The 22359-nt window shown below is 59.9% G+C and carries 15 protein-coding genes; 10 read left to right on the plus strand and 5 right to left on the minus strand.

The window, feature by feature from the left end; genetic code table 11:
* Positions 1-232: 232 nt before the first annotated feature.
* Positions 233-577, minus strand: coding sequence for a YggL family protein (locus ACM6JQ_RS06020; RefSeq protein WP_007916365.1), 345 nt, complete (start codon positions 575-577; stop codon positions 233-235).
* A gap of 234 nt (positions 578-811) precedes the next feature.
* Here ACM6JQ_RS06020 and dacB point away from each other — a divergent pair, with 234 nt between their 5' ends.
* Positions 812-2272, plus strand: a complete 1461-nt coding sequence (dacB, locus tag ACM6JQ_RS06025; RefSeq protein WP_007916366.1) for a D-alanyl-D-alanine carboxypeptidase/D-alanyl-D-alanine-endopeptidase — start codon at positions 812-814, stop codon at positions 2270-2272.
* Between the two features lie 75 nt (positions 2273-2347).
* Here dacB and ACM6JQ_RS06030 read toward each other — a convergent pair whose 3' ends face one another.
* Positions 2348-4729: a diguanylate cyclase gene (locus tag ACM6JQ_RS06030; RefSeq protein ID WP_414893394.1), complete on the minus strand. Its 2382-nt coding sequence runs from the start codon at positions 4727-4729 to the stop codon at positions 2348-2350.
* Positions 4730-4874: 145 nt separating this feature from the next.
* Complete coding sequence (gene rlmKL / locus ACM6JQ_RS06035; RefSeq protein ID WP_414893395.1) at positions 4875-7145, minus strand: bifunctional 23S rRNA (guanine(2069)-N(7))-methyltransferase RlmK/23S rRNA (guanine(2445)-N(2))-methyltransferase RlmL; 2271 nt, start codon at positions 7143-7145, stop codon at positions 4875-4877.
* A 532-nt stretch (positions 7146-7677) separates the two neighbouring features.
* Between rlmKL and rmf the strand changes: the two genes are divergently transcribed.
* Positions 7678-7893 carry a ribosome modulation factor gene (rmf, locus tag ACM6JQ_RS06040; RefSeq protein WP_003223300.1) on the plus strand — a complete coding sequence of 72 codons (216 nt, stop codon included), beginning with the start codon at positions 7678-7680 and terminating at the stop codon, positions 7891-7893.
* A 248-nt stretch (positions 7894-8141) separates the two neighbouring features.
* Here rmf and ACM6JQ_RS06045 read toward each other — a convergent pair whose 3' ends face one another.
* A complete protein-coding gene (locus tag ACM6JQ_RS06045; protein WP_007916374.1) occupies positions 8142-9161 on the minus strand; it encodes a quinone-dependent dihydroorotate dehydrogenase in 1020 nt (339 codons plus the stop codon).
* 223 nt (positions 9162-9384) lie between these two features.
* On the opposite strand from ACM6JQ_RS06045, the gene ACM6JQ_RS06050 reads away from it, so the two are divergent.
* From ACM6JQ_RS06050 to cobA, 8 genes are all read left to right on the plus strand, one after another.
* On the plus strand, positions 9385-10596 hold the full coding sequence (locus ACM6JQ_RS06050) for a CmpA/NrtA family ABC transporter substrate-binding protein (RefSeq protein WP_414893396.1): 1212 nt from the start codon (positions 9385-9387) through the stop codon (positions 10594-10596).
* A gap of 15 nt (positions 10597-10611) precedes the next feature.
* On the plus strand, positions 10612-11187 hold the full coding sequence (locus tag ACM6JQ_RS06055) for an ANTAR domain-containing response regulator (protein ID WP_007916390.1): 576 nt from the start codon (positions 10612-10614) through the stop codon (positions 11185-11187).
* A 450-nt stretch (positions 11188-11637) separates the two neighbouring features.
* Positions 11638-12849, plus strand: coding sequence for a nitrate/nitrite transporter (locus tag ACM6JQ_RS06060; protein WP_095111816.1), 1212 nt, complete (start codon positions 11638-11640; stop codon positions 12847-12849).
* A 7-nt stretch (positions 12850-12856) separates the two neighbouring features.
* Positions 12857-14527 (plus strand): protein kinase domain-containing protein, encoded by a 1671-nt coding sequence (locus tag ACM6JQ_RS06065; RefSeq protein WP_414893397.1) that lies wholly within the window; start codon positions 12857-12859, stop codon positions 14525-14527.
* A gap of 413 nt (positions 14528-14940) precedes the next feature.
* The gene (gene nirB, locus ACM6JQ_RS06070) at positions 14941-17394 is read left to right on the plus strand and encodes a nitrite reductase large subunit NirB (protein WP_414893398.1); all 2454 of its coding nucleotides are present in this window, start codon (positions 14941-14943) and stop codon (positions 17392-17394) included.
* The gene (nirD, locus tag ACM6JQ_RS06075; RefSeq protein WP_095111819.1) at positions 17391-17708 is read left to right on the plus strand and encodes a nitrite reductase small subunit NirD; all 318 of its coding nucleotides are present in this window, start codon (positions 17391-17393) and stop codon (positions 17706-17708) included. The genes nirB and nirD overlap by 4 nt, the downstream gene beginning before the upstream one ends.
* Complete coding sequence (locus ACM6JQ_RS06080; protein WP_414893400.1) at positions 17708-20422, plus strand: molybdopterin-dependent oxidoreductase; 2715 nt, start codon at positions 17708-17710, stop codon at positions 20420-20422. Before nirD ends, ACM6JQ_RS06080 begins: the two co-directional genes overlap by 1 nt.
* Before the next feature lie 13 nt (positions 20423-20435).
* Positions 20436-21203 (plus strand): uroporphyrinogen-III C-methyltransferase, encoded by a 768-nt coding sequence (gene cobA, locus ACM6JQ_RS06085; RefSeq protein WP_007916397.1) that lies wholly within the window; start codon positions 20436-20438, stop codon positions 21201-21203.
* A gap of 97 nt (positions 21204-21300) precedes the next feature.
* Here cobA and ACM6JQ_RS06090 read toward each other — a convergent pair whose 3' ends face one another.
* Positions 21301-22335, minus strand: a complete 1035-nt coding sequence (locus ACM6JQ_RS06090; RefSeq protein WP_007916399.1) for an OmpA family protein — start codon at positions 22333-22335, stop codon at positions 21301-21303.
* Positions 22336-22359 lie beyond the last annotated feature (24 nt).

Here is a 22359-nt window from a genome sequence, read left to right on the forward strand (position 1 = left end):
CCCCTCACCCTAACCCTCTCCCAGGGGGAGAGGGGACTGACCGTGTTGTATGCGGGAGTTATAGCGACACGTGATACCGAGTCGAATCAGGTTTTGAACAGCCCATAAATCGGCCCCCTCTCCTTCGGGAGAGGGCTGGGGTGAGGGGTAGCCTCACCACAAATCCCAAACCAAACACCCAAACACCAGACGAAAAAAAACGGCGACCCTCAGGTCGCCGTTTTTTTCAGTATCACTTAGCCGCGTTGATCGGCTTTTCCGGATACCAAACGTCCAGCAACGGGCTGACTTCATACTTGGTCAGCTCGGAGCGGGTTTTCAGCCAGGCTTCAACGGCAGCGCGCTGCTCTTCGTTGACCGAGCCACGCTTCTGCAGGCATACCAGACCGAAGTCGTCGCCGCCAACATAACCCAGACCGTTGGCTTCCATGGCTTCTTTGATGAATGCTTCGAGGAAAGCGTCAATGGCTTCTTCGGACAAGTCTTCTTTGAAGTCCAGGTTCAGTTCGAAACCCAGCTCTTGAAATTCATCAACGCACAGTTTTTTGCGCAGACGCTGGGAACGGTTAGTCGCCATTGGAACAATCCTCTTAAGTAAATACGGCGGGCACTTTACCAGTTTAAGCAATCGATTGCCCGCCTCTCTGGACACAGCGGCCGACCGTCTGTAAAAAAATCAACGAATCGCCACCCCGAGGACGGCACAATCGGTTACACCTTGGGGCATAATGCCGACACTTTCGTGACCACTGAGGACCTTTTCATCCATGTCCTCGTCTTTTTTCCCCTCGGCTGTAGGGTTTTATTTCATATGATCAAATCGTTGCGTCCACTGTTTCTCGCCGGCCTTCTTCTGCCACTGGCCCTGAATGTTTCTGCTGCCACCATCAACACCTCCCTCACCCCGAATGTCGAAAAAGCCCTCAAGGCGAGCAAATTGCAGCCCAGCGCTCTGTCGCTGGTGATGGTGCCGCTCGACGGCCCGGGCACGCCGACCGTGTTCAACGCCGACGTGTCGGTCAACCCGGCCTCGACCATGAAACTGGTGACTACCTACGCGGCGCTGGAAATGCTCGGCCCGAACCATCAGTGGAAGACCGAGTTCTACACCGACGGTGACCTCAACGGTGGCATTCTCAACGGCAACCTCTACCTCAAGGGTGGCGGCGATCCGAAACTGAACATGGAAAAACTCTGGCTGCTGATGCGCGACCTGCGCGCCAACGGCGTGACGCAGATCACCGGTGATCTGGTGCTCGACCGCAACTTCTTCGTGCAGCCAGTGCTGCCGGAATTCAACGATGACGGCAATGACGAGAACAAGCCGTTCCTGGTCAAACCCGATTCGTTGCTGGTCAACCTCAAAGCCCTGCGCTTTGTTGCCCGTAACGATAACGGCCGGGTGCTTATCTCGGTTGAGCCGCCAATCGCCAGCGTGCGCATCGAAAACACCGTCAAGGCGTTGCCCTCCAAGCAATGCACCGGCGGCGTGCGCTACAACCCCGTGCCGCAAGCCGATGGCAGCGTGACCGTGACCGTGGCCGGCCAGTTGGGCGAAGGCTGCAGTTCGCAGACTTATCTGTCGCTGCTCGACCACGCGACTTACACCGCCGGCGCAGTGCGCGCGATCTGGAAAGAGCTGGGCGGCAGCATTCAAGGCAAGGATCGTCTGGCCTCGACACCGGGCAATGCCAAGCTGCTGGCCCGTGCCTACTCGCCGGATCTGGCGGAGATCATCCGCGACATCAACAAATACAGTAACAACACCATGGCCCAGCAGCTGTTCCTCAGCCTTGGCCAACGCTTCCGCAACGACGCCGACGGTGACGACGCCAAGGCAGCGCAACGCGTAGTGCGTCAGTGGATGGCGAAGAAAGGCATCACTGCACCGCATCTGGTGATGGAAAACGGCTCCGGTTTGTCTCGCGCAGAACGGGTCAGCGCCCGCGAGATGGCGAGCATGCTGCAAGCGGCGTGGCACAGCCCGTATGCCGCCGAGTACATCAGCTCGCTGCCGATCGCCGGCACCGACGGCACCATGCGCAAGCGCCTGAAAACCACGGCGATGCGCGGTGAGGCGCACGTCAAGACCGGTACTTTGAACACCGTGCGGGCGATTGCCGGTTTCAGCCGCGACGTGAATGGCAATACCTGGGCGGTGGTAGCGATCCTCAACGACAAGGCGCCGTTTGGTGCATCGTCGGTGCTGGATCAGGTGCTGCTGGATCTGTACAAACAGCCGAAACTGGCGCAGACCGCTTCGGTTTTGTAACGCAGTTCAAGCAACACCACAAAAACCTGTGGGAGCTGGCTTGCCAGCTCCCACAGGGGTTGCGCTGTATTGAAGTCAGCTCATCTGCTCGACACGATCACGCCCGCGCTGCTTTGCCATATACACACCCGAATCCGCCCGCAGCAACAGCGCATCCGCGCCCTCCCCCGGTCGCCAACTGGCGATACCGAAACTCGCGGTGACCACGCCGACCACATCCACCGGCGCACTGCGCAAACCCTGCCACAGCTCAACCGCCAACATGTACGCGTGTTCGCCGTCGATGTCCGGGCACAGCACCATGAACTCTTCGCCGCCCAACCGACAAAACACATCGGTACGCCGCAGACGATGGCCGATGCGCTCGCACACCGCTTGCAGCACCCGGTCGCCCACAGCGTGACCGTACTGATCGTTGATACGTTTGAAATGGTCGATGTCGAGCATAATCACCGACAGTTCGCCCCCGCCGCGCTCGACCCGGGCCATTTCCGTGGTCAGGCGTTCCTGGAAATAGCGGCGGTTGTGGATACCAGTCAGCGAGTCGGTCACCGACAGCGCGCGCAATTCTTCTTCCACACGTTTCAGGTCGGAAATATCCGAAATATAGCCATGCCACAGCACGCCGCCGCCCGGCAGTTCTTCCGGCGTCGCTTCGCCGCGCACCCAGCGCAAGCCGCGCTCGGGCAATTGCACGCGGTATTCTTCGCGCCACGGGCTGAGGCTGTCGGCCGAAGTGCGAATGGAAGAGCGCACACGGGTGACGTCCTGTGGATGAATGCGCGTGAAGATCGCCTCGGCGTTGAACAGCAGCACATCCGGCTCCAGTTCGTAGATCTCGCGGATGCCGTCGCTGGCGTAGATCACACTGAAGCGCCCATCGAATTCCATCTTGAACTGATAGATGCCGCCGGGCACATGCGCGCTGAGTTTCTTCAGCAACACGTCCCGCGCCGCCAGCACCTCGTGCACGCGCTTGCGCTCGGTGATGTCGATGCAGATCGCCAGATGTCCGACCCACAAACCCTGCTCATCGAGCACCGGGGTGGCCAGCATGTTCACCGGAATATGGCTGCCATCGCTGCGTACCAGCGTCCATTCGCGAGCCTCGTGGCCACCGACTTCGCCGCCCTCGACCAACATCGCGTGGCAGGTCGGGATGCTTTTACCGTAACGCGCACTTAGCTCGGCGGCGCGGGCTGTCAGTTCTCGGGGCAGATGCAGGTTTTCCAGGGTCATGTGCCCGACGACGTCGGCGCTGCTGTAGCCGAGCATTTGTTCGGCGCCGGGGTTGAAGGTGTTGATCACGCCGCGCAAGTCGGTGGCGATGATTGCCACCTGCGTCGCCGCATTCAACACGCCGCGCAACTGACCGTGGGTGCCGCGCAATTCCTGTTCGCTGGCGTGCAGCTCCTGGGTGCGCAGTTCGACCATGCGCAAGGCGCGCTGACGCTGACTGACCAACACGTAGAGCAAGGCGCTGAGCAGCAGACTGAGCAAGCCACCGAGGATGATTACGCTGCCGACCGACGAATGATTTGCCTGTGCGAAGGCGTCGCTCGGCAAGATATCGACCTGATAGTCGTGATCGGCCATGCGCAGTAACCGCGTGGCCGACAGGTCGCTCGGCGCCGGCTCGTTGGTCGACTCGAACAACACTTCGTGCTGATCATTGGTCGACATGTCGAGAATGCGCACCGACAGATAGTCATGGAAAGCGTCCGGCAAACCGTCGGCCAGCAACTGACGCATGCTGATCACCGCCATGACGTAGCCAAAGGATTGCTGCTCGCCACTGTGACTCACGGGCGCCACCAGCAGCACGCCGCGCGCGTAGGACGGCTCAATGCTGACTAGGTGCATCGGTTGCGACACCGCCAGTCCGCCGAGCTTGTCGGCCCGTTGCAGGGTGTCACGACGCAAGGGTTGCGCGAGCAGGTCATAACCCAACGGTGAGCCGAGCCGGCTTTGCGTCTGGCTGTAGAGCACCGGCACGTATTCATCGCGCACGCCAGCCAGTTGCAGCTCGCCCTGGGCATTCAGTTCACGCAAGGTGAAGTTACTCAGGCCTTCATCACGCACCCGCTGCTCGAATGCGGCGCGCTCGGCTCCATTGACCTTGAGGGCAAACGAATAGGCCTGGGTACGCATCAATAAGGGTTGGGTGTAACCGTCGAATTCGGTGCGGGACACCGATTCGGAGTTGGCGAAGAAGCGGCGCAGGCCGTCGAGGCGTTGCTCCTGGTCCTGAAAGCGTTCTTCGATGCGGGTGTAACGTTCGTTGGTCAGCAGTTGAAAACGCTGGCGGGTTTGTTGCTGAAACTGATTGAGGGTGGCCCAGGCGAGCAGCCCCGTGAGAATCCCGCCGGCGAGCAATACCAGCACCGCGACCAGCCAGGCCGAGACGTCTTCGCTGATAAAACCCAGAATCTTTGGGCGCACGGGGTGCAACGACATAAGGACAACTCACTACGCCAGCATTTACGGGAAAACCCCATTGACCGTGTGTGAGTTATAGCTATTAGCCACTAATTTAGCTAGCGCGGGCAGATCCACGGAGCCTTTAAAAATCAAGGCTCTGTGGATCCAATTGCGCAAAGCGTCAACGAGCCGTGATTTTCCAGGCGCGGTGGATCTTGGTGTTACGGGCGAAATCCGGATCGATGGTCTGCGCGCTGATTTCCTCGACCGCGTAACGCTCGGCGAGGTTTTCTTCCAACTGGAACTTGCGGAAGTTGTTGGAGAAATACAGCACACCGCCCGGCGCCAGACGCGCCATGGCCAGGTCAATCAACTGCACCTGATCACGCTGCACGTCGAAGACGCCTTCCATGCGCTTGGAGTTGGAGAAGGTTGGCGGATCGATGAAGATCAGGTCGTACTCGTCGCGGCTGCTCTCCAGCCACGCCATCACATCGCCCTGCTCCAGACGGTTCTTGTCGGAGAAACCGTTCAACGACAGGTTGCGACGCGCCCAGTCGAGGTAGGTTTTCGACAGGTCAACGCTGGTGGTACTGCGCGCACCGCCCTTGGCCGCGTGCACGCTGGCGGTCGCGGTGTAGCAGAACAGATTGAGGAAGCGCTTGCCGGCGGCCTCTTTCTGAATACGCATGCGCATTGGCCGGTGGTCGAGGAACAGACCGGTGTCGAGGTAGTCGGTGAGGTTGACCAGCAACTTCACGCCGCCCTCGCTGACTTCATTGAACTTGCCCTGCGCAGCCTGACGCTCGTACTGCTTGGTGCCGCTCTGGCGTTCGCGGCGTTTGACCACCACGCGGCTCTTGTCGACGTTCAGCGCCTGCGGAATGGCCGCCAGGGCATCGAACATGCGCGCCGAGGCTTTTTCCGGGTCGATGGATTTTGGCGCGGCGTATTCCTGGACGTGCACCCAATCGTGGTACAGGTCGATCGCCATCGCGTACTCGGGCATGTCGGCATCGTAGACACGGTAGCAATCAATGCCTTCGCGCTTGACCCACTTGCCCATGGCCTTGAGGTTTTTTTGCAGACGGTTGGCAAACATCTGCCCGCCTTCGCTCAAGCGCGGCTGCTCGATCACTGGCGCCGGAGCCGGCGTCGGTTTGATCGGGTTGCCGTTCTTGTTGAACTTGCGTTCTTGCGGCTCGTCCGGGGTCTGATCGTAAGCGGCTTGCTCGCGCTCGGCCTGACGCTGTTCCGGAGTGCGACGCTCACCGGTGACGAACTGATCCGGCAGCACTTTGATCAACAGCAGTTTGCACGGCAGCGCGCCATTCCAGAACGAATACTGTTTGTGGCTGCGGATACCCATGCGCTTGCCCAGATCCGGCGCGCCGGTGAACACCGCCGCTTCCCAGTTCAGGCAAGCCTGACGCAGACGCTCGCCTAGGTTCTGGTAGAGGTACAACAGGCTGGCTTCGTCACCGAGACGCTCGCCGTACGGTGGGTTGCAGATCACCAGACCTTTCTGGTTCTGATCCGGACGCGGCTCGAAAGTCGCCACTTCGCCCTGGTAGATCTTGATCCACTCGCTCAGGCCGGCACGCTCAACGTTGTTGCGGCCCGGCTGAATCAGACGCGGATCGGCTTCGTAGCCACGAATCCACAACGGTGGCTTGGCCAGACCGGCAGCGGCACGCTCGACGGCCTCTTCATGGAGTTTTTTCCACAGTGCCGGCACGTGACCGAGCCACGCGGTAAAGCCCCACTGCTCACGACGCAGGTTCGGCGCCATGTCGGCGGCAATCATGCCGGCTTCGACGAGGAACGTACCGACACCGCACATCGGGTCAGCCAGCGCGCCGCCTTCGGCAGCAATGCGCGGCCAGCCGGAACGGATCAGAATCGCCGCCGCGAGGTTTTCCTTCAACGGTGCAGCGCCCTGCTGCAGACGGTAACCGCGCTGATGCAGGCTGTGGCCGGACAGATCAAGGGAGAGAATCGCTTCGCCGCGATCCAGACGCAGGTGAATGCGCAGGTCCGGGTTGAGCTTGTCGATCGACGGACGGTCGCCCTGTGGGGTGCGCAGTTTGTCGACGATGGCGTCTTTGACTTTCAAGGCGCCAAAGTGGGTGTTGTCGATACCCGAGCCATGGCCACTGAATTCAACAGCCAGGGTGCCATCGCTGAGCATGTGATCCTGCCAGTCGATGTCGAGCACACCGTGGTACAGGTCTTCAGCGTCTTTCATCGGGAAACGCTTGAGCACCAGCAGCACGCGGTTGGCCAGACGCGACCAGAGGCACAGGCGATAAGCGGTTTCCATGGTCGCCATGCCACGCACGGCGGAAGTGTGCTCGCGCGCTTCTTCAAGGCCAAGCCCGACGGCTTCCTCGATGAGCAGGCCTTCAAGGCCTTTAGGGCAAGTGAGGAAGAGTTCGAAACGGTCGGACATGGTATTTCCAGAGCCTTTGGCTAGTGAATCGGCAACGCATTGCCGATCCGGTTTTCAATCAGGCGCTTTTCTAAAAGAACGCCCGCGTGGCACGAAGGTGTGCCGTTCCATCCCCGCTGCTCGGGTTAAAAGAGCTTAGATGCCGGGACAGATAAAAAAGTTGATGAAACAAAAAGTCTTAAAGCGACCCTTCGTCGCTTTATACCCCAGCGCAAACGTGGGTCATTCTCACTAAAGAATTAACCCCATCATCCAGCGCGGGGCCGATCATACCGGGGTTTGCTGAAAAACCGTGCATGAAACCCGTCGTTACTTATGGCTGTAGCACTAATTTCGTTACGTCCTTATGACAAAACGATCATTCCCTCGGTGTGACTCATTGGTTAGAACTGAACACAGGTTGACGTCGCAACGGCGTCAACACCTTGGCTCGCCACGCCGGCAGCGAGCCGCACCATGGCAGGTTTTTTCTGCCAGACCTCAGTTGAGGTCAACGCGATACAAAACAGTCAACAAGTGAGGGAAACACCCTATGAGAAGACTTAAGCGTGATCCGTTGGAAAGAGCATTTTTGCGCGGATATCAATATGGCGTTGGTGGCAAATCCCGTGAGCTTTGCCCATTTACTCTACCGTCGGTACGTCAAGCCTGGATTAACGGCTGGCGAGAAGGACGCGGCGACAACTGGGACGGTATGACCGGCACTGCGGGAATCCACAGACTCAACGAACTTCACGCCGTCGGCTGACACAGGGCACTTATTCCGACACGACAATCTGAATTTGTAACGACTTACCATGCACGTCCTTCCCGGACGGCGGGCTGCGGCCCAGGGGCTCCTTCGAGGAGCCCTTTTTTATGCCTGTCACATTATCTGTGCCATACACAAAACCTGTAGGAGCTCGCGATAGCGGTCTGTCAGTCGCTGATGAAGTGACCGAAAGAAAGCTATCGCGAGCAGGCTCACTCCTACAAGGGAACAGTGGTGTCTATGGATCAGCGCAAGGCGGCGATCGCGTCTACGGATTCACGGATCAGCGCCGGGCCTTTATAGATGAAGCCGGAGTAGATCTGCACCAGGCTCGCACCGGCGAGAATCTTCTCCGCCGCATGCTTGCCTTCGGTAATCCCGCCAGCCGCAATGATCGGCAACCGCCCCGCCAATTCACTGGCCAGCACCTTCACGGTATTCGTACTCTTCTCACGCACCGGCGCGCCAGACAACCCGCCCGCCTCGTCGCCATGCTCCATGCCCTCAACGCCAACACGGCTGAGGGTGGTGTTGGTCGCGATTACCGCGTCCATGCCGGTTTCGATTAACGCCTGGGCGACCTGCGCAGTTTCTTCATCGGTCATGTCCGGCGCGATCTTGATCGCCAGCGGCACATGCTTGCCGTGACGCAGGGCCAGTTCGGCACGGCGCGTGGCCAGATCCGCGAGCAACTGCTTGAGCGAATCGCCAAACTGCAGGCTGCGCAGGCCCGGGGTGTTCGGCGAACTGACGTTGACCGTGACGTAGCTGGCGTGGGCATAAACCTTGTCCAGGCAGATCAGGTAGTCGTCGACCGCGCGTTCAACCGGGGTATCGAAGTTCTTGCCGATATTGATGCCCAGCACGCCTTTGTATTTCGCTGCGGCCACACGCGCCAGCAGGTTATCGACACCGAGGTTGTTGAAACCCATGCGGTTGATGATCGCCTCGGCTTCCGGCAAGCGGAAAATCCGTGGTTTCGGGTTGCCCGGCTGCGGACGCGGGGTCACGGTGCCGATTTCAACAAAACCGAAACCCAGCTGTGCGAAACCGTCGATGGCCGCGCCATTCTTGTCCAGACCAGCCGCCAGACCTACCGGGTTCGGAAACTCGAGGCCCATGACCGTCACCGGTTTCTTCGCCGGCGCCTTGCACAGCAAGCCGTTGAGGCCCAAACGCCCACCCGCGCCGATCAGATCCAGCGACAGATCGTGGGAGGTTTCCGGGGAAAGTTTGAACAACAGCTGACGGGCCAGGGAATACATGGGCGGCAATGACTCGGGCGGCGAAAAGAGGCGGCGATTATAGCCGGGCATCGACCTGCCGCGCGAGGCGCACGCGCAAATCACTGGCAGTGGCATATGCCTTGCACCCTCCTTGACTATCAGCGCGCAGGCCAATGACGGCAGGCGGGCAAGGACAATGGCGTCGTCCCGGGTTTTGCCTGCGCAAAGTCCGCGGCGGCGCTTTTTTTCGAGGTGGCGGTGTATGAATGAACCTTCGGTAGGGCCACTGGCCTGGGTCAATGGCAGCGATGCTCCGGAAAAGACTGCAATCAACCTCGGTTTCATGGCGTTGAGCGACTGCGCATCGGTTGTCGTCGCGGCCACGCAGGGCTTTGCCCAGCCTTACGGGCTGACCCTGAATCTCAAGCGCCAAAGCTCCTGGGCCAACCTGCGCGACAAACTGGTCAGCGGTGAACTGGATGCTGCGCACAGTCTGTACGGTCTGATCTACGCCGTGCATCTGGGCATTGGCGGTGGGGCGTCGAGCGACATGGCGGTGTTGATGGGGCTGAACCAAAACGGTCAAAGTCTCAACCTGTCCCACGGCCTGCAGAACATTGGTGTGACCAGTCCTGAAGCGCTGGACCGCCACGTGCACCAAAGCCGCGCAAAACTCACCTTCGCCCAGACGTTTCCCACTGGCACTCATGCGATGTGGCTGTATTACTGGTTGGCGAGTCAGGGCATTCATCCGTTACAGGATGTCGACAGCGTGGTGGTGCCGCCGCCGCAAATGGTTGCGCATCTGCAAGCCGGACGCATCGATGGTTTTTGCGTCGGCGAGCCTTGGGCTGCTAGCGCGGTGCAGCAGAATCTGGGTTTTACCCTGGCCACCAGTCAGACCATCTGGCCCGATCACCCGGAAAAAGTCCTTGGTTGCACCCGTGAATTTGTCGAGCAGTATCCGAACACGGCACGGGCGCTGGTGATGGCGATCCTTGAAGCCAGTCGCTTTATCGAAGAAAGTCCGGAAAACCGCCGCAGCACCGCGCAGTTGCTCAGCGCGCCGGAATATCTGGACGCTCCGCTTTCGTGCATTGAGCCGCGTTTTCTCGGTGACTATGCCGATGGCCTTGGCAATCGCTGGCAGGATCCGCACGCGCTGCGTTTTCACGGCAACGGCGAGGTGAATCTGCCGTATCTGTCGGACGGTATGTGGTTCATGACCCAGTTCCGCCGCTGGGGCCTGCTGCGCGAAGATCCGGATTACCTCGCCGTCGCCCGTCAGGTTCAGCAACTGGATATCTACCGCGACGCCGCCACCGCTGTCGGCGTGGCGGCGTGGGGCACCGACATGCGCAGCAGCCAGTTGCTCGACGGCAAAATCTGGGACGGCAGCGACCCGGCCGCTTACGCGCGCAGCTTCAAACTGCATGCGTTGAACGACGACGCTCCCCTTCTCGCCCGCCGCTGACAGGAGACCGCGAACATGTTGCGCATTCTGCTGATCAATGACACGGCGAAAAAAGTCGGTCGCCTGAAAGCCGCGCTGACTGAAGCCGGTTTCGAGGTGATCGACGAGTCCGGCCTGACCATCGACCTGCCCGCGCGCGTCGAAACGGTGCGCCCGGACGTAATCCTGATCGATACCGAGTCACCGAGCCGCGATGTCATGGAGCAAGTCGTGCTGGTCAGCCGCGACCAGCCACGGCCAATTGTGATGTTTACCGATGAGCATGATCCGGGGGTGATGCGCCAGGCAATCAAGTCCGGGGTCAGCGCCTACATCGTTGAAGGCATTCATGCACAGCGTCTGCAGCCGATTCTCGATGTAGCAATGGCGCGCTTCGAGAGTGATCAGGCGTTGCGGGCGCAGTTGCAGGCGCGTGATCAGCAACTGGCTGAGCGTAAGCGCATCGAGCTGGCCAAGGGGTTGCTGATGAAGATGAAGGATTGCAATGAGGAAGAGGCTTACACCCTGATGCGGCGCCAGGCGATGAGCCGGCAGCAAAAGCTGATTCAGGTGGCGGAGCAGATTATTGCGATGAGTGAGTTGCTTGGCTGAAAGTACTGAACGCTTGAAAAGCCCCTCACCCTAGCCCTCTCCCGGAGGGAGAGGGGACTGACCTAGGTGTCTGGCGTCAAACATCGACCTGAAAGACCGAGTCGATTATGGATTCACAGCAGAAAATCACAGGTCGGCGTACTTCTCGAGCATCCCCCAATCAGTCCCCTCTCCCTCTGGGCGGTCCGACGTTTCGGGAGGGCTAGGGTGAGGGGCTTTTGATTTTCCGCCTGTTGGCACAAATCTCGCTAAGTAAAACGCACAGGTAACCAACGGCGGTTGCCCCACCCACGACAAAGACGTCGCTCACCCGTTCGCCCCAACCGGCGCATCAGGTAGCGGCGTTTTTGCGTTTTGGCCCCACAGCCCGGGGTCGGTGGTGCGGCCGTGGCGGCGCCCCACCTGCTGTTGCATGACTCCTTTCGAGACTCTTTTCAGCTGAGGTGCGCGATGAATTCAAGCTTCTGGAAATCCGGCCACACCCCGACTCTGTTCGCGGCCTTCCTCTATTTCGACCTGAGCTTCATGGTCTGGTACCTGCTCGGCCCGCTGGCGGTGCAGATTGCCGCCGACCTGCACCTGACCACACAACAACGTGGCCTCGTCGTCGCCACGCCGATCCTCGCTGGCGCGGTGCTGCGCTTTGTGATGGGCATGCTCGCCGATCGGCTGTCGCCGAAAACCGCCGGGCTGATCGGCCAGGTCATCGTGATCTGCGCACTGTTCGGTGCCTGGAAAATCGGCATTCATAGCTACGAGCAGGCGCTGATACTCGGCCTGTTCCTCGGCATGGCTGGCGCATCGTTTGCCGTCGCTCTGCCACTGGCGTCGCAGTGGTACCCGCCGCAGCATCAGGGCAAAGCCATGGGCATCGCCGGTGCGGGCAACTCGGGCACCGTATTTGCCGCACTGCTCGCTCCGGTACTGGCGGCTGCGTTCGGCTGGAGCAATGTCTTCGGCTTCGCGTTGATTCCGTTGATCCTGACGTTGGTATTGTTCGCCTGGCTGGCAAAAAACGCCCCTGAGCGGCCGAAAGCCAAAGCCATGGCTGACTACTTCAAAGCCTTGGGCGACCGCGATAGCTGGTGGTTCATGTTTTTCTACAGCGTGACCTTCGGCGGCTTCATCGGTCTGGCCAGCGCCCTGCCCGGCTATTTCAACGATCAATACGGTCTGAGTCCGGTGACGGCCGGTTACTACACCGCCGCCTGCGTGTTCGGCGGCAGTTTGATGCGACCGCTGGGTGGCGCACTGGCTGATCGCTTTGGCGGTATCCGCACACTGCTGGCGATGTACACCGTCGCCGCCGTCTGCATCGCCGCGGTCGGTTTCAACCTGCCGAGTTCCTACGCGGCGCTGGCACTTTTCGTCTGCACCATGCTCGGTTTAGGGGCAGGCAACGGTGCGGTGTTCCAACTGGTGCCGCAGCGTTTTCGCTTGGAGATCGGCGTCATGACCGGACTGATCGGCATGGCCGGCGGCATCGGCGGTTTTGCCTTGGCCGCCGGCATGGGCGCGATCAAACAGAGCACCGGCAGTTATCAACTGGCCCTGTGGTTGTTCGCCAGCCTAGGCGTGTTGGCGTGGTTTGGCCTGCACGGCGTCAAGCGTCGCTGGAGAACCACCTGGGGTTCGGCGGCGGTGACGGCAGCGCGGGTCTGAAGCGTCGATGGCCCTGCAACTGAGTTTTGCCGAAGCCAGCGCCACCGGCCCGCGTGCGGAGAATCAGGACGCTTTGCGCTTGGTCACGCCCGCTCCGGCGCTGGCGGCGAGCAAGGGTTATCTGTTCGCTATCGCTGATGGCGTCAGCCAGTGTGCCGATGGCGGAATGGCTGCGCGTTCGACCTTGCAGGCGCTGGCGCTCGACTACTACGCCACACCGGAAACCTGGAGCGTGGCGCAGGCACTGGACCGACTGCTGCTCGCGCAAAATCGCTGGTTGCAGGCCAACGGTGGTGGGCAACCGTTGCTCACCACGGTCAGTGCTTTGGTCATGCGCGGTCGGCGTTTTACCCTCGCCCACGTCGGCGATTGCCGGGTGTATCGCTGGCACGACGATAGTTTGCAGCGGATCTCGGAGGATCATGTCTGGGAGCAGCCGGGCATGCAGCATGTGCTCAAGCGTGCATTGGGGCTGGATCAGCATCTGGTGCTGGATTTCCTCGACGGTGAGCTGCGTGACGGTGAAAGCTTTGTGCTGCTCAGTGACGGAGTCTGGTCGACGCTGGGCGATACCGCGATTGCCGCGATTCTGCGTGATCAACCGGATCTGCACAGCGCCGCGCAGACGCTGGTCAATGCCGCGCATCTGGCGGGGAGTCAGGACAATGCCAGTGCATTGCTGGTTCGCGTCGATGCACTGGGTGAAGCGAATATCGGCGATGCATTGATTCATTTGCAGCAATGGCCCCTGCCGCCGCCGCTGAAACCTGGCCAATCCTTCGAAGGCTGGCAGGTTCAGGGGATTGTCGCTCAGAGTCAGCAATCGCTGCTGTATCGGGTTGTCGATGGACAAGGCCAGGCATGGCTGTTGAAAACCCTGCCGTCGCGCTCCAGCGATGATCCTCGCGCCGGGCAAGCGCTGCTGTCCGAGGAATGGTTCCTGAAACGCGTGGCCGGCCGGCACTTTCCTGAAGTCCATGCCTGCCAGCAGCGTCAGCATTTGTACTACGTGATGCGCGAATATTCCGGGACAACGCTGGCTCAGCTGTTTCAGCAGTCCGGCCCATTGCTGCTGGCGCAATGGCAGGATATCGCCGAGCGCCTGCTGCGCGCGGTGGGGCTTTTGCATCGGCGGCAGATTCTGCACCGGGACATCAAACCGGAAAACCTGCATTGGGGTGACGACGGCGAGTTACGCCTGCTGGATTTTGGCTTGGCGTATTGCCCGGGCTTGTCCGAAGACGCGCCGTCAACGCTGCCCGGAACCCCAAGTTACATCGCCCCGGAAGCGTTTCGCGGTGATCCGCCGAGTGCGCAGCAGGATTTGTATGCAGTCGGCGTGACCCTGTATTTCCTGCTTACCGGGCATTTTCCTTATGGCGAGATTGAAGCGTTTCAGCGGCCGCGCTTTGGTCTGCCGGTGAGCGCCAGTCGCTATCGGCCTGATCTGCCGGAATGGTTGGCGCAGAGTCTGCAGCGTGGCGTGGCGGCGGATCCGCAACAACGGTTTGAAACGGCTGAAGAGTGGTTGTTGGTGCTGGAACAGGGCGAGCGGCAGAGTTTGAGTGTGCGGCCTCGACCGTTATTGGAGCGGGAGCCGCTGAAGGTCTGGCGGACGATGGCATTGCTGGCGTTGCTCGGGAATCTGGTGCTTCTGGTTTTGTTGTTTCATCACTGACACCGCGTCGCGGCCATCGCGAGCAGGCTCACTCCTACAATTCGAAACGCGTTCCACTGTAGGAGTGAGCCTGCTCGCGATGACGTCAGCCCAATCACCACAAATCCATCTACCTGAGCGCCCCACGAACGAGCAACCCGCCTCGATTCAGTGCAAAAAATCACCCTCAGAACCTGCCAAACCCCAATAAACCCGCCACTGTTCCCACTTGGCACAACCACTGCATTACCCCTCTCAACACACACATAAAGCCCAACCTTCAACGACGAAGGCTGCGCTTCCCGAGAGAACGGGACCAGGACAAAGGCGTCCTCGCTAGGCAACTAGCGGGACGCCTTTTTTTGTTTGCGCAAAATTTGTCGAGCAAGGCCTGACTGCCCACAAGAGGCCAGCCGCAGCTCCCGGAGAACCTGATGAAAAAACTCAAACTGGTGATGATCGGCAATGGCATGGCCGGGGTCCGCACCCTCGAAGAATTGCTCAAGCTGAGCAACGAGCTGTACGACATCACCGTCTTCGGCGCCGAACCACACACCAACTACAATCGCATCCTGCTCTCGCCGGTGCTGGCCGGTGAGCAGACCTTCGAGGAGATCGTGCTCAACGACCTCGACTGGTACCTGGAAAACAACATCAAGTTGTTGCTCAACCGCAAAGTGGTGGAGATTGACCGGGTCAAACGCCGGGTGATCGCCGAGGACGGCACCGAAGCCGAATACGATCGCCTGCTGATCGCCACTGGCTCGACACCGTTCATCTTGCCGATCCCCGGCAATACCCTGCACGGCGTGATCGGCTATCGCGACATCGCCGACACCCAGGCGATGATCGACACCGCGAAAACCCACAAACACGCGGTGGTCATCGGCGGTGGCCTGCTCGGCCTCGAAGCCGCCAATGGCCTGATGTTGCGCGGCATGCACGTCACCGTGGTGCACATCGGCGAATGGTTGCTGGAACGCCAACTCGATAAAACCAGCGGTCAACTGCTGCAAAGCGCCCTTGAATCCCGTGGCTTGCATTTCCGTCTGTGCGAACAGACCCAGGCCTTGCATGACGCCGGCAATGGCCGGGTCGGCTCGGTGCAATTCAAGAACGGCGACATTATCCCCGCCGACCTGGTGGTGATGGCCGCCGGTATTCGCCCCAACACCGAACTCGCGGAAAAGGCCGGCATCCCGTGCAATCGCGGGATCCTGGTCAACGACACCCTGCAAACTTACGACCCACGCATCTACGCCATCGGCGAGTGCGCCAGCCACCGTGGCATTGCCTACGGTCTGGTCGCGCCACTGTTCGAGCAGGCCAAGGTTTGCGCCAACCACCTCGCACAACTGGGCTTCGCCCGTTATCAGGGTTCGGTGACCTCGACCAAACTCAAAGTCACCGGCATCGACCTGTTTTCCGCTGGCGACTTCATGGGCGGCGAAGGTACGGAAACCATCACCCTCTCCGACCCGATCGGCGGCGTGTACAAAAAACTGGTGATCAAGGATGACGTGCTGGTCGGCGCCTGTCTGTACGGCGATACGGCAGATGGCGGTTGGTATTTCCGCCAGATTCGTGAGAATCACGCCATCGGCGAGATCCGCGATCACCTGATGTTTGGCGAAAACGCTTTGGGTGACGTAGGACATCAGGGCCAGGACAAAGCCATGGTCATGGCCGACACCGCCGAAGTCTGCGGCTGCAACGGTGTGTGCAAAGGCACTATCGTCAAAGCCATTCAGGAACACGGCCTGTTCAGCGTCGATGAGGTGAAGAAACACACCAAAGCGGCCAGCTCCTGCGGCTCCTGCGCCGGACTGGTCGAGCAGATCCTGATCAACACCGTCGGCGGCGCAGCGGATGTCAAACCGAAAAGCGAAAAAGCCATCTGCGGTTGCAGCGACCTCAACCACGGACAGATCCGCCAAGCCATTCGCGAGCAGCATCTGCTGACCATCGCCGGCACCATGAGCTACCTCAACTGGCGCACGCCGAACGGTTGCGCAACGTGCCGCCCGGCCCTCAACTATTACCTGATTTCCACCTGGCCCGGCGAAGCCAAGGACGATCCGCAATCGCGCCTGATCAACGAACGTGCACACGCCAACATCCAGAAGGACGGCACCTACTCGGTGGTACCACGCATGTGGGGCGGCGTGACCAATCCTTCGGAACTGCGGCGGATTGCCGATGTGGCCGACAAGTACAACGTGCCGATGGTCAAGGTCACCGGCGGCCAGCGCATCGATTTGCTCGGCATCAAGAAGCAGGATCTGCCTGGCGTCTGGAAAGACCTCGACATGCCGTCCGGGCATGCCTACGGCAAATCCATCCGCACGGTGAAAACCTGCGTCGGCAGTGAGTTCTGCCGCTTCGGCACGCAAAACTCGACACAACTGGGCATCGAGCTTGAGCACGACCTGTTCAACATGTGGTCGCCGCATAAAGTGAAACTGGCTGTCTCCGGATGCCCACGCAACTGCTCGGAAGCGGGGATCAAAGACGTAGGAATCATCGGCGTCGACTCCGGTTGGGAGATGTACATCGGCGGTAACGGCGGGATCAAAACCGAAGTCGCCGAATTCTTCGTCAAGCTGAAAACCGCCGAAGAAGTGCGCGAATACAACGGCGCATTCCTGCAGCTGTATCGCGAAGAAGCCTTCTACCTCGAACGCACCGTGCACTACCTGCAACGGGTCGGCATGGAACACATCAAGAAAGCCGTGCTGGAAGACCCGGAGCGCCGCAAAGCGCTGAACGAACGCCTGCAATTCTCCCTGTCGTTCGAACAGGATCCGTGGAAAGAACGTCTGGCGCAGCCGCAACTGAAGAAAGAATTCGACGTAATTTCAGTGAAAAACCTGGAGGTGCCGGCATGAACTGGCTGGATATCTGTGCCCTCGACGAGATCAATACCCTCGGTTCGCGAATCATTGCCGGGCCGAAAGGTGACATTGCGATTTTTCGTACGAGCGACGACGAAGTTTTCGCCCTCGACGACCGCTGCCCACACAAGGGTGGGCCGTTGTCACAAGGTTTGATCTACGGAAAACGCGTGGCCTGTCCGCTGCACAATTGGCAGATCGACCTGCAATCCGGCGAGGCGCAGGCGCCGGACATCGGTTGCGCGCACCATCACCCAGCGCGAGTCGAAAACGGTCGTGTGCAACTGGCTCTGCGGGACGCCATCTGATGAACCGCCAGACGACCGCCTCGACCTGCTGTTATTGCGGGGTCGGCTGCGGCGTGCTGATCGAGCATGACGGCGAGCGCATCCTCGGCGTCAGCGGCGATCCGGCGCACCCGGCCAACTTCGGCAAACTGTGCAGCAAAGGCTCGACCCTGCACCTGACCGGCGACCTCGCGGCCCGCGCGCTGTACCCGGAACTGCGTTTGGGCAAAGGCTTGGCGCGCAGCCGCACGGATTGGGACACTGCGCTGGAACATGCCGCCAACGTGTTCGCCGAAACCATCACCGAACACGGCCCGGACAGCGTCGCGTTCTATATCTCCGGACAGTTGCTGACCGAGGACTACTACGCCTTCAACAAACTGGCGCGGGCGTTGGTTGGCACCAACAACATCGACAGCAATTCACGCCTGTGCATGTCTTCAGCCGTGGTCGGCTACAAACGCAGCCTCGGCGCCGACGCCCCGCCGTGCAGCTATGAGGACCTGGAGCTCAGCGATTGCGTGATGATCGTCGGCAGTAACATGGCCTACGCCCATCCAGTACTTTTCCGTCGGCTGGAGGAAGCAAAATCCCGCCGCCCGCAGATGAAAGTCATCGTCATTGATCCACGACGCACCGACACCTGCGACCTCGCCGATCTGCACCTGGCGATTCTGCCCGGTACCGATGTCGCTTTATTCCATGGGATTTTGTACCTGCTGTTGTGGGAAGACTGGATTGATCGCGACTTCGTCAAGGCGCACACCGATGGCCTCGCCGAATTGAAGAATCTGGTGCGCGATTACACCCCACAAATGGTTTCACAGTTATGCGGCATCAGCGTCGAGCAACTGCAGCAATGCGCCGAATGGGTTGGCACTTCGCCGAGTTTTCTGTCGTTGTGGTGCATGGGTTTGAACCAGTCCACGGCCGGTAGCGCAAAAAACAGCGCGTTGATCAATCTGCACTTGGCCACCGGGCAAATCGGTCGTCCGGGTGCAGGACCTTTCTCCCTCACCGGTCAGCCGAACGCCATGGGCGGGCGCGAAACCGGTAGTTTGTCGAATCTGTTGCCGGGCCATCGAGACGCGGCCAACCCTGAACACCGCGCTGAAGTGGCGGCTTATTGGGGCGTTGATCGGTTGCCGGAAAGCACTGGTCTCAGCGCCATCGAACTGTTCGAGCAAGTGCGCAGCGGCAAGATCAAGGCGTTGTGGATTGCCTGCACCAACCCTGCGCAATCGATGCCGGATCAGAGTGCGGTGCGCGCGGCGCTGGAAGCTTGCCCGTTTGTGGTTCTGCAAGAAGCCTTTCGCACGACTGAAACCGCAGCATTCGCCGATCTGCTGCTGCCCGCCGCCAGTTGGGGCGAGAAAGAAGGTTCGGTGACCAATTCCGAGCGACGCATTTCCCACGTGCGCAAAGCCATTCTCCCACCGGGTGAGGCGCGGCCGGATTGGGCGATTACGGTAGATTTCGCGCAGCGTCTGGAGAAACGTCTGCGCCCCTCTGCATCGAGCCTGTTTACTTTCACCCAACCTGCGCAACTGTTCGATGAGTTCAAAGGGCTGACGCGTGGGCGGGATCTGGATATGTCCGGGATCAGTCACGCGCTGATCGACGAGATCGGACCGCAGCAATGGCCCTTCCCTGTCGGAGCGCGGCGAGGAACGCCACGACTGTACGAAGACGGGATTTTCCCAACCGCCAACGAGCGCGCGCAATTCATCGCCGACCCGTATCGTGCCGCCAAAGAACAACGCGATGCACGCTTTCCACTGACGTTGATCACTGGCCGCTTGCGTGATCAATGGCACGGTATGAGCCGCACCGGTACGGCGGCGCAACTGTTCGGGCATGTCAACGAAGCGGTGTTGAGCCTGCATCCAGATGAAATGCGCCGGCATCGTTTGCAGCCGGGCGATCTGGTCAATCTGAAAAGTCGTCGCGGCGCGGTAATTGTTGCGGTCGCTAGTGATGACAGCGTACGTCCGGGACAAGCGTTTCTACCGATGCACTGGGGCGATCGCTTCCTCAAGGGCGGCGTGAACAGCCTGACCCTGCCGGCCTTCGATCCTTTGTCGAAACAACCGGAACTCAAACACAGCGGCGTGCGCCTGGAACCGGTCAATCTGCCGTGGCAGCTTTTCGCACTGATCGAAGGTGATGTTCAACGGCACTTCGAGACGCTACGACCGCTCTGTGAGGCATTTTCCTACGTTAGCCTCAGCCTTGTCGGACGTGAACGATCGGCATTGCTGATACGCGCTGCCAGCAGCGAGGCACCGGATGCGCAATTACTCAGTGAAATCGACCGATGCCTGTCGCTGATCGACGGTCCGGTTTTGGCCTATGACGATCCGCGCCGGGCCATTGGCAAGCGCGTGCGTATTGAAAACGGCCGAATCACCGCGATTCGCCTGGCCGGCGAAACCCTCGCCCGGCATTGGCTGCAAGGGTTGTGGCTGGAAGGCCGTGCCGACGAACAACTGCGGCGTTGGTTGCTGGCACCGATGAGTGCGCCGCCGGGCAGTGCCGGGGCGCAGATCGCTGCGGATAAGACCCTGTGCAACTGCAACAACGTCAGCCTCAACGCGGTCTGCGCCGGCATTCGCCAAGGGCTGGATCTGCAAGGCTTGAAAAGCAATTTGGGTTGCGGCACGCAATGCGGTTCGTGCGTCCCGGAAATAAAGCGTTTGCTGGCTGCCGAGTTGCAGCCGGTCGCCATCATCTGATGAGGAAAGCAGCATGAATGCAAAAGTCTGGCTGGTAGGCGCGGGCCCCGGCGATCCGGAACTGCTGACCCTCAAAGCGGTGCGCGCTCTGCGCGAGGCCGACGTGGTGCTGATCGATGATCTGGTCAACGAGGCGGTGCTGGAGCACTGCCCTGATGCGCGCATCATTGCCGTGGGTAAACGCGGTGGTTGCCGCTCGACACCGCAAGCGTTCATTCATCGACTGATGCTGCGCTATGCCCGCCACGGCAAGTGTGTGGTGCGGCTCAAGGGTGGCGATCCGTGCATTTTCGGTCGAGGGGGTGAAGAGGCGCATTGGCTGCGTGAGCGTGGCGTCGAGGTGGAGTTGGTCAATGGCATCACCGCCGGGCTGGCCGGGGCGACGCAGTGCGATATTCCGCTGACGTTGCGTGGGGTCGCACGCGGGGTGACGCTGGTGACTGCGCATACTCAGGATGACAGCCAGTTGAACTGGCAGGCACTGGCGCAGGGCGGCACAACGCTGGTGGTTTATATGGGCGTGGCCAAGCTGGGCGAGATTCGCGATCAGTTGCTGGCGGGCGGGATGGCAGCGGATACGCCGGTGGCGATGATCGAGAATGCGTCGTTGCCAGAGCAGCGCGAATGCCGGAGTGATCTGGCGAGCATGAGTGCTGATGCGTTCAGGTTTGGGCTGAAAAGCCCGGCGATTTTGGTAATTGGTGCGGTGGCAGCCATTGTTGAAGAGCAAAAGATCGCAGCCTGCGGCAGCTCCTACAGGACGTATGCAGATTTCATGTAGGAGCTGCCGAAGGCTGCGATCTTTTAAAACTGCAAAGCCAAATCGCAGACAAAGAAAAGCCCGGCCTAAGCCGGGCTTTTCTCAGAGCGGCAGCTAATTACTTAGCTTGAGCTTCAACCTGCGCTTCTACGCGACGGTTTACAGCGCGGCCAGCTTCAGTTTTGTTGTCAGCAACTGGGCGGGATTCGCCGTAGCCAACAGACTGAACGCGGGACGATTCAACACCGTACTGGTTGGTCAGAACTTGCTTAACGGCGTTTGCACGACGCTCGGACAGTTTCTGGTTGTAAGCGTCAGGACCGACGGAGTCAGTGTGACCTTCAACAGTAGTGGTGGTGGATGGGTACTGCTTCATGAAGTCAGCCAGGTTCTTGATGTCGCCGTAGCTGTTTGGCTTCACAACCGACTTGTCGAAGTCGAACTTAACGTCCAGCTCAACACGAACAACTTCAGCAACTGCTGGGCAGCCGTCAGCGTCAACAGTTACGTTGGCTGGGGTGTCCGGGCACTTGTCAACGTTGTCGCAAACGCCATCGTTGTCGCTGTCGGAGCAGACTTCAGCTGGTGCTGGAACTGGAGCAGCAGCAGGCTTGGAGCCGCCACCGAAGTTCACACCGATACCAACGCTAGGAGCCCACTCGGTGTCGCCCTGGTCGATGTTGTACTGAGCTTCAACGCCGGCACGGGCGTAGAAGTTCTCGGTGAAGTACAGCTTGGCACCGCCGCCAACGTTGGCGAAGGTGGAACGGTTACGACCGCCGGAACCGTTCTGACCGATGCTCTGATCGGAGAAACCAGCCGATACGTACGGACGCAGCATGTCGCCTGGGTTGTTGAAGTGGTACAGAGCGTCCAGAGCGGTGTTCGCGCCCTTGATGTTACGACCGTCGTCGGAACGCACGTTGTGCACTTCGTCGTAGCCCAGACGCAGTTCAACGTCGTCGGTCAGGAAGTAACCGATCGAACCGCCGAACAGGTTGCCGTTGTTCTTGAAGTTACGAGCGCTGTCGAATTGTTCTTTCTTTGCGAAGCCTTCGATTTCAACTGCGCCTTGGCCTTGTGCCAGAGCGCCGAACGAAGTGGCGGCAATCAGAGAACCAATGGCCAAGCCCAAGGTGTTTTTCAGTTTCATCCGTTAAATCCCCATCTGGTGATT

This window comes from Pseudomonas sp. IT-232MI5 (assembly GCF_949767845.1).
GTDB lineage: Bacteria > Pseudomonadota > Gammaproteobacteria > Pseudomonadales > Pseudomonadaceae > Aquipseudomonas.

Coding starts and splice junctions, on each gene's coding strand:
- ACM6JQ_RS06030 (WP_414893394.1), bottom strand. CDS start 4,729: ATGTCGTTGCACCCCGTGCGCCCAAAGATTCTGGGTTTTATCAGCGAA.
- ACM6JQ_RS06065 (WP_414893397.1), top strand. CDS start 12,857: ATGGCCCTGCAACTGAGTTTTGCCGAAGCCAGCGCCACCGGCCCGCGT.
- nirB (WP_414893398.1), top strand. CDS start 14,941: ATGAAAAAACTCAAACTGGTGATGATCGGCAATGGCATGGCCGGGGTC.
- dacB (WP_007916366.1), top strand. CDS start 812: ATGATCAAATCGTTGCGTCCACTGTTTCTCGCCGGCCTTCTTCTGCCA.
- ACM6JQ_RS06060 (WP_095111816.1), top strand. CDS start 11,638: ATGAATTCAAGCTTCTGGAAATCCGGCCACACCCCGACTCTGTTCGCG.
- ACM6JQ_RS06090 (WP_007916399.1), bottom strand. CDS start 22,335: ATGAAACTGAAAAACACCTTGGGCTTGGCCATTGGTTCTCTGATTGCC.
- rlmKL (WP_414893395.1), bottom strand. CDS start 7,145: ATGTCCGACCGTTTCGAACTCTTCCTCACTTGCCCTAAAGGCCTTGAA.
- ACM6JQ_RS06050 (WP_414893396.1), top strand. CDS start 9,385: ATGAATGAACCTTCGGTAGGGCCACTGGCCTGGGTCAATGGCAGCGAT.
- ACM6JQ_RS06055 (WP_007916390.1), top strand. CDS start 10,612: ATGTTGCGCATTCTGCTGATCAATGACACGGCGAAAAAAGTCGGTCGC.
- ACM6JQ_RS06080 (WP_414893400.1), top strand. CDS start 17,708: ATGAACCGCCAGACGACCGCCTCGACCTGCTGTTATTGCGGGGTCGGC.
- ACM6JQ_RS06020 (WP_007916365.1), bottom strand. CDS start 577: ATGGCGACTAACCGTTCCCAGCGTCTGCGCAAAAAACTGTGCGTTGAT.
- rmf (WP_003223300.1), top strand. CDS start 7,678: ATGAGAAGACTTAAGCGTGATCCGTTGGAAAGAGCATTTTTGCGCGGA.
- ACM6JQ_RS06045 (WP_007916374.1), bottom strand. CDS start 9,161: ATGTATTCCCTGGCCCGTCAGCTGTTGTTCAAACTTTCCCCGGAAACC.
- nirD (WP_095111819.1), top strand. CDS start 17,391: ATGAACTGGCTGGATATCTGTGCCCTCGACGAGATCAATACCCTCGGT.
- cobA (WP_007916397.1), top strand. CDS start 20,436: ATGAATGCAAAAGTCTGGCTGGTAGGCGCGGGCCCCGGCGATCCGGAA.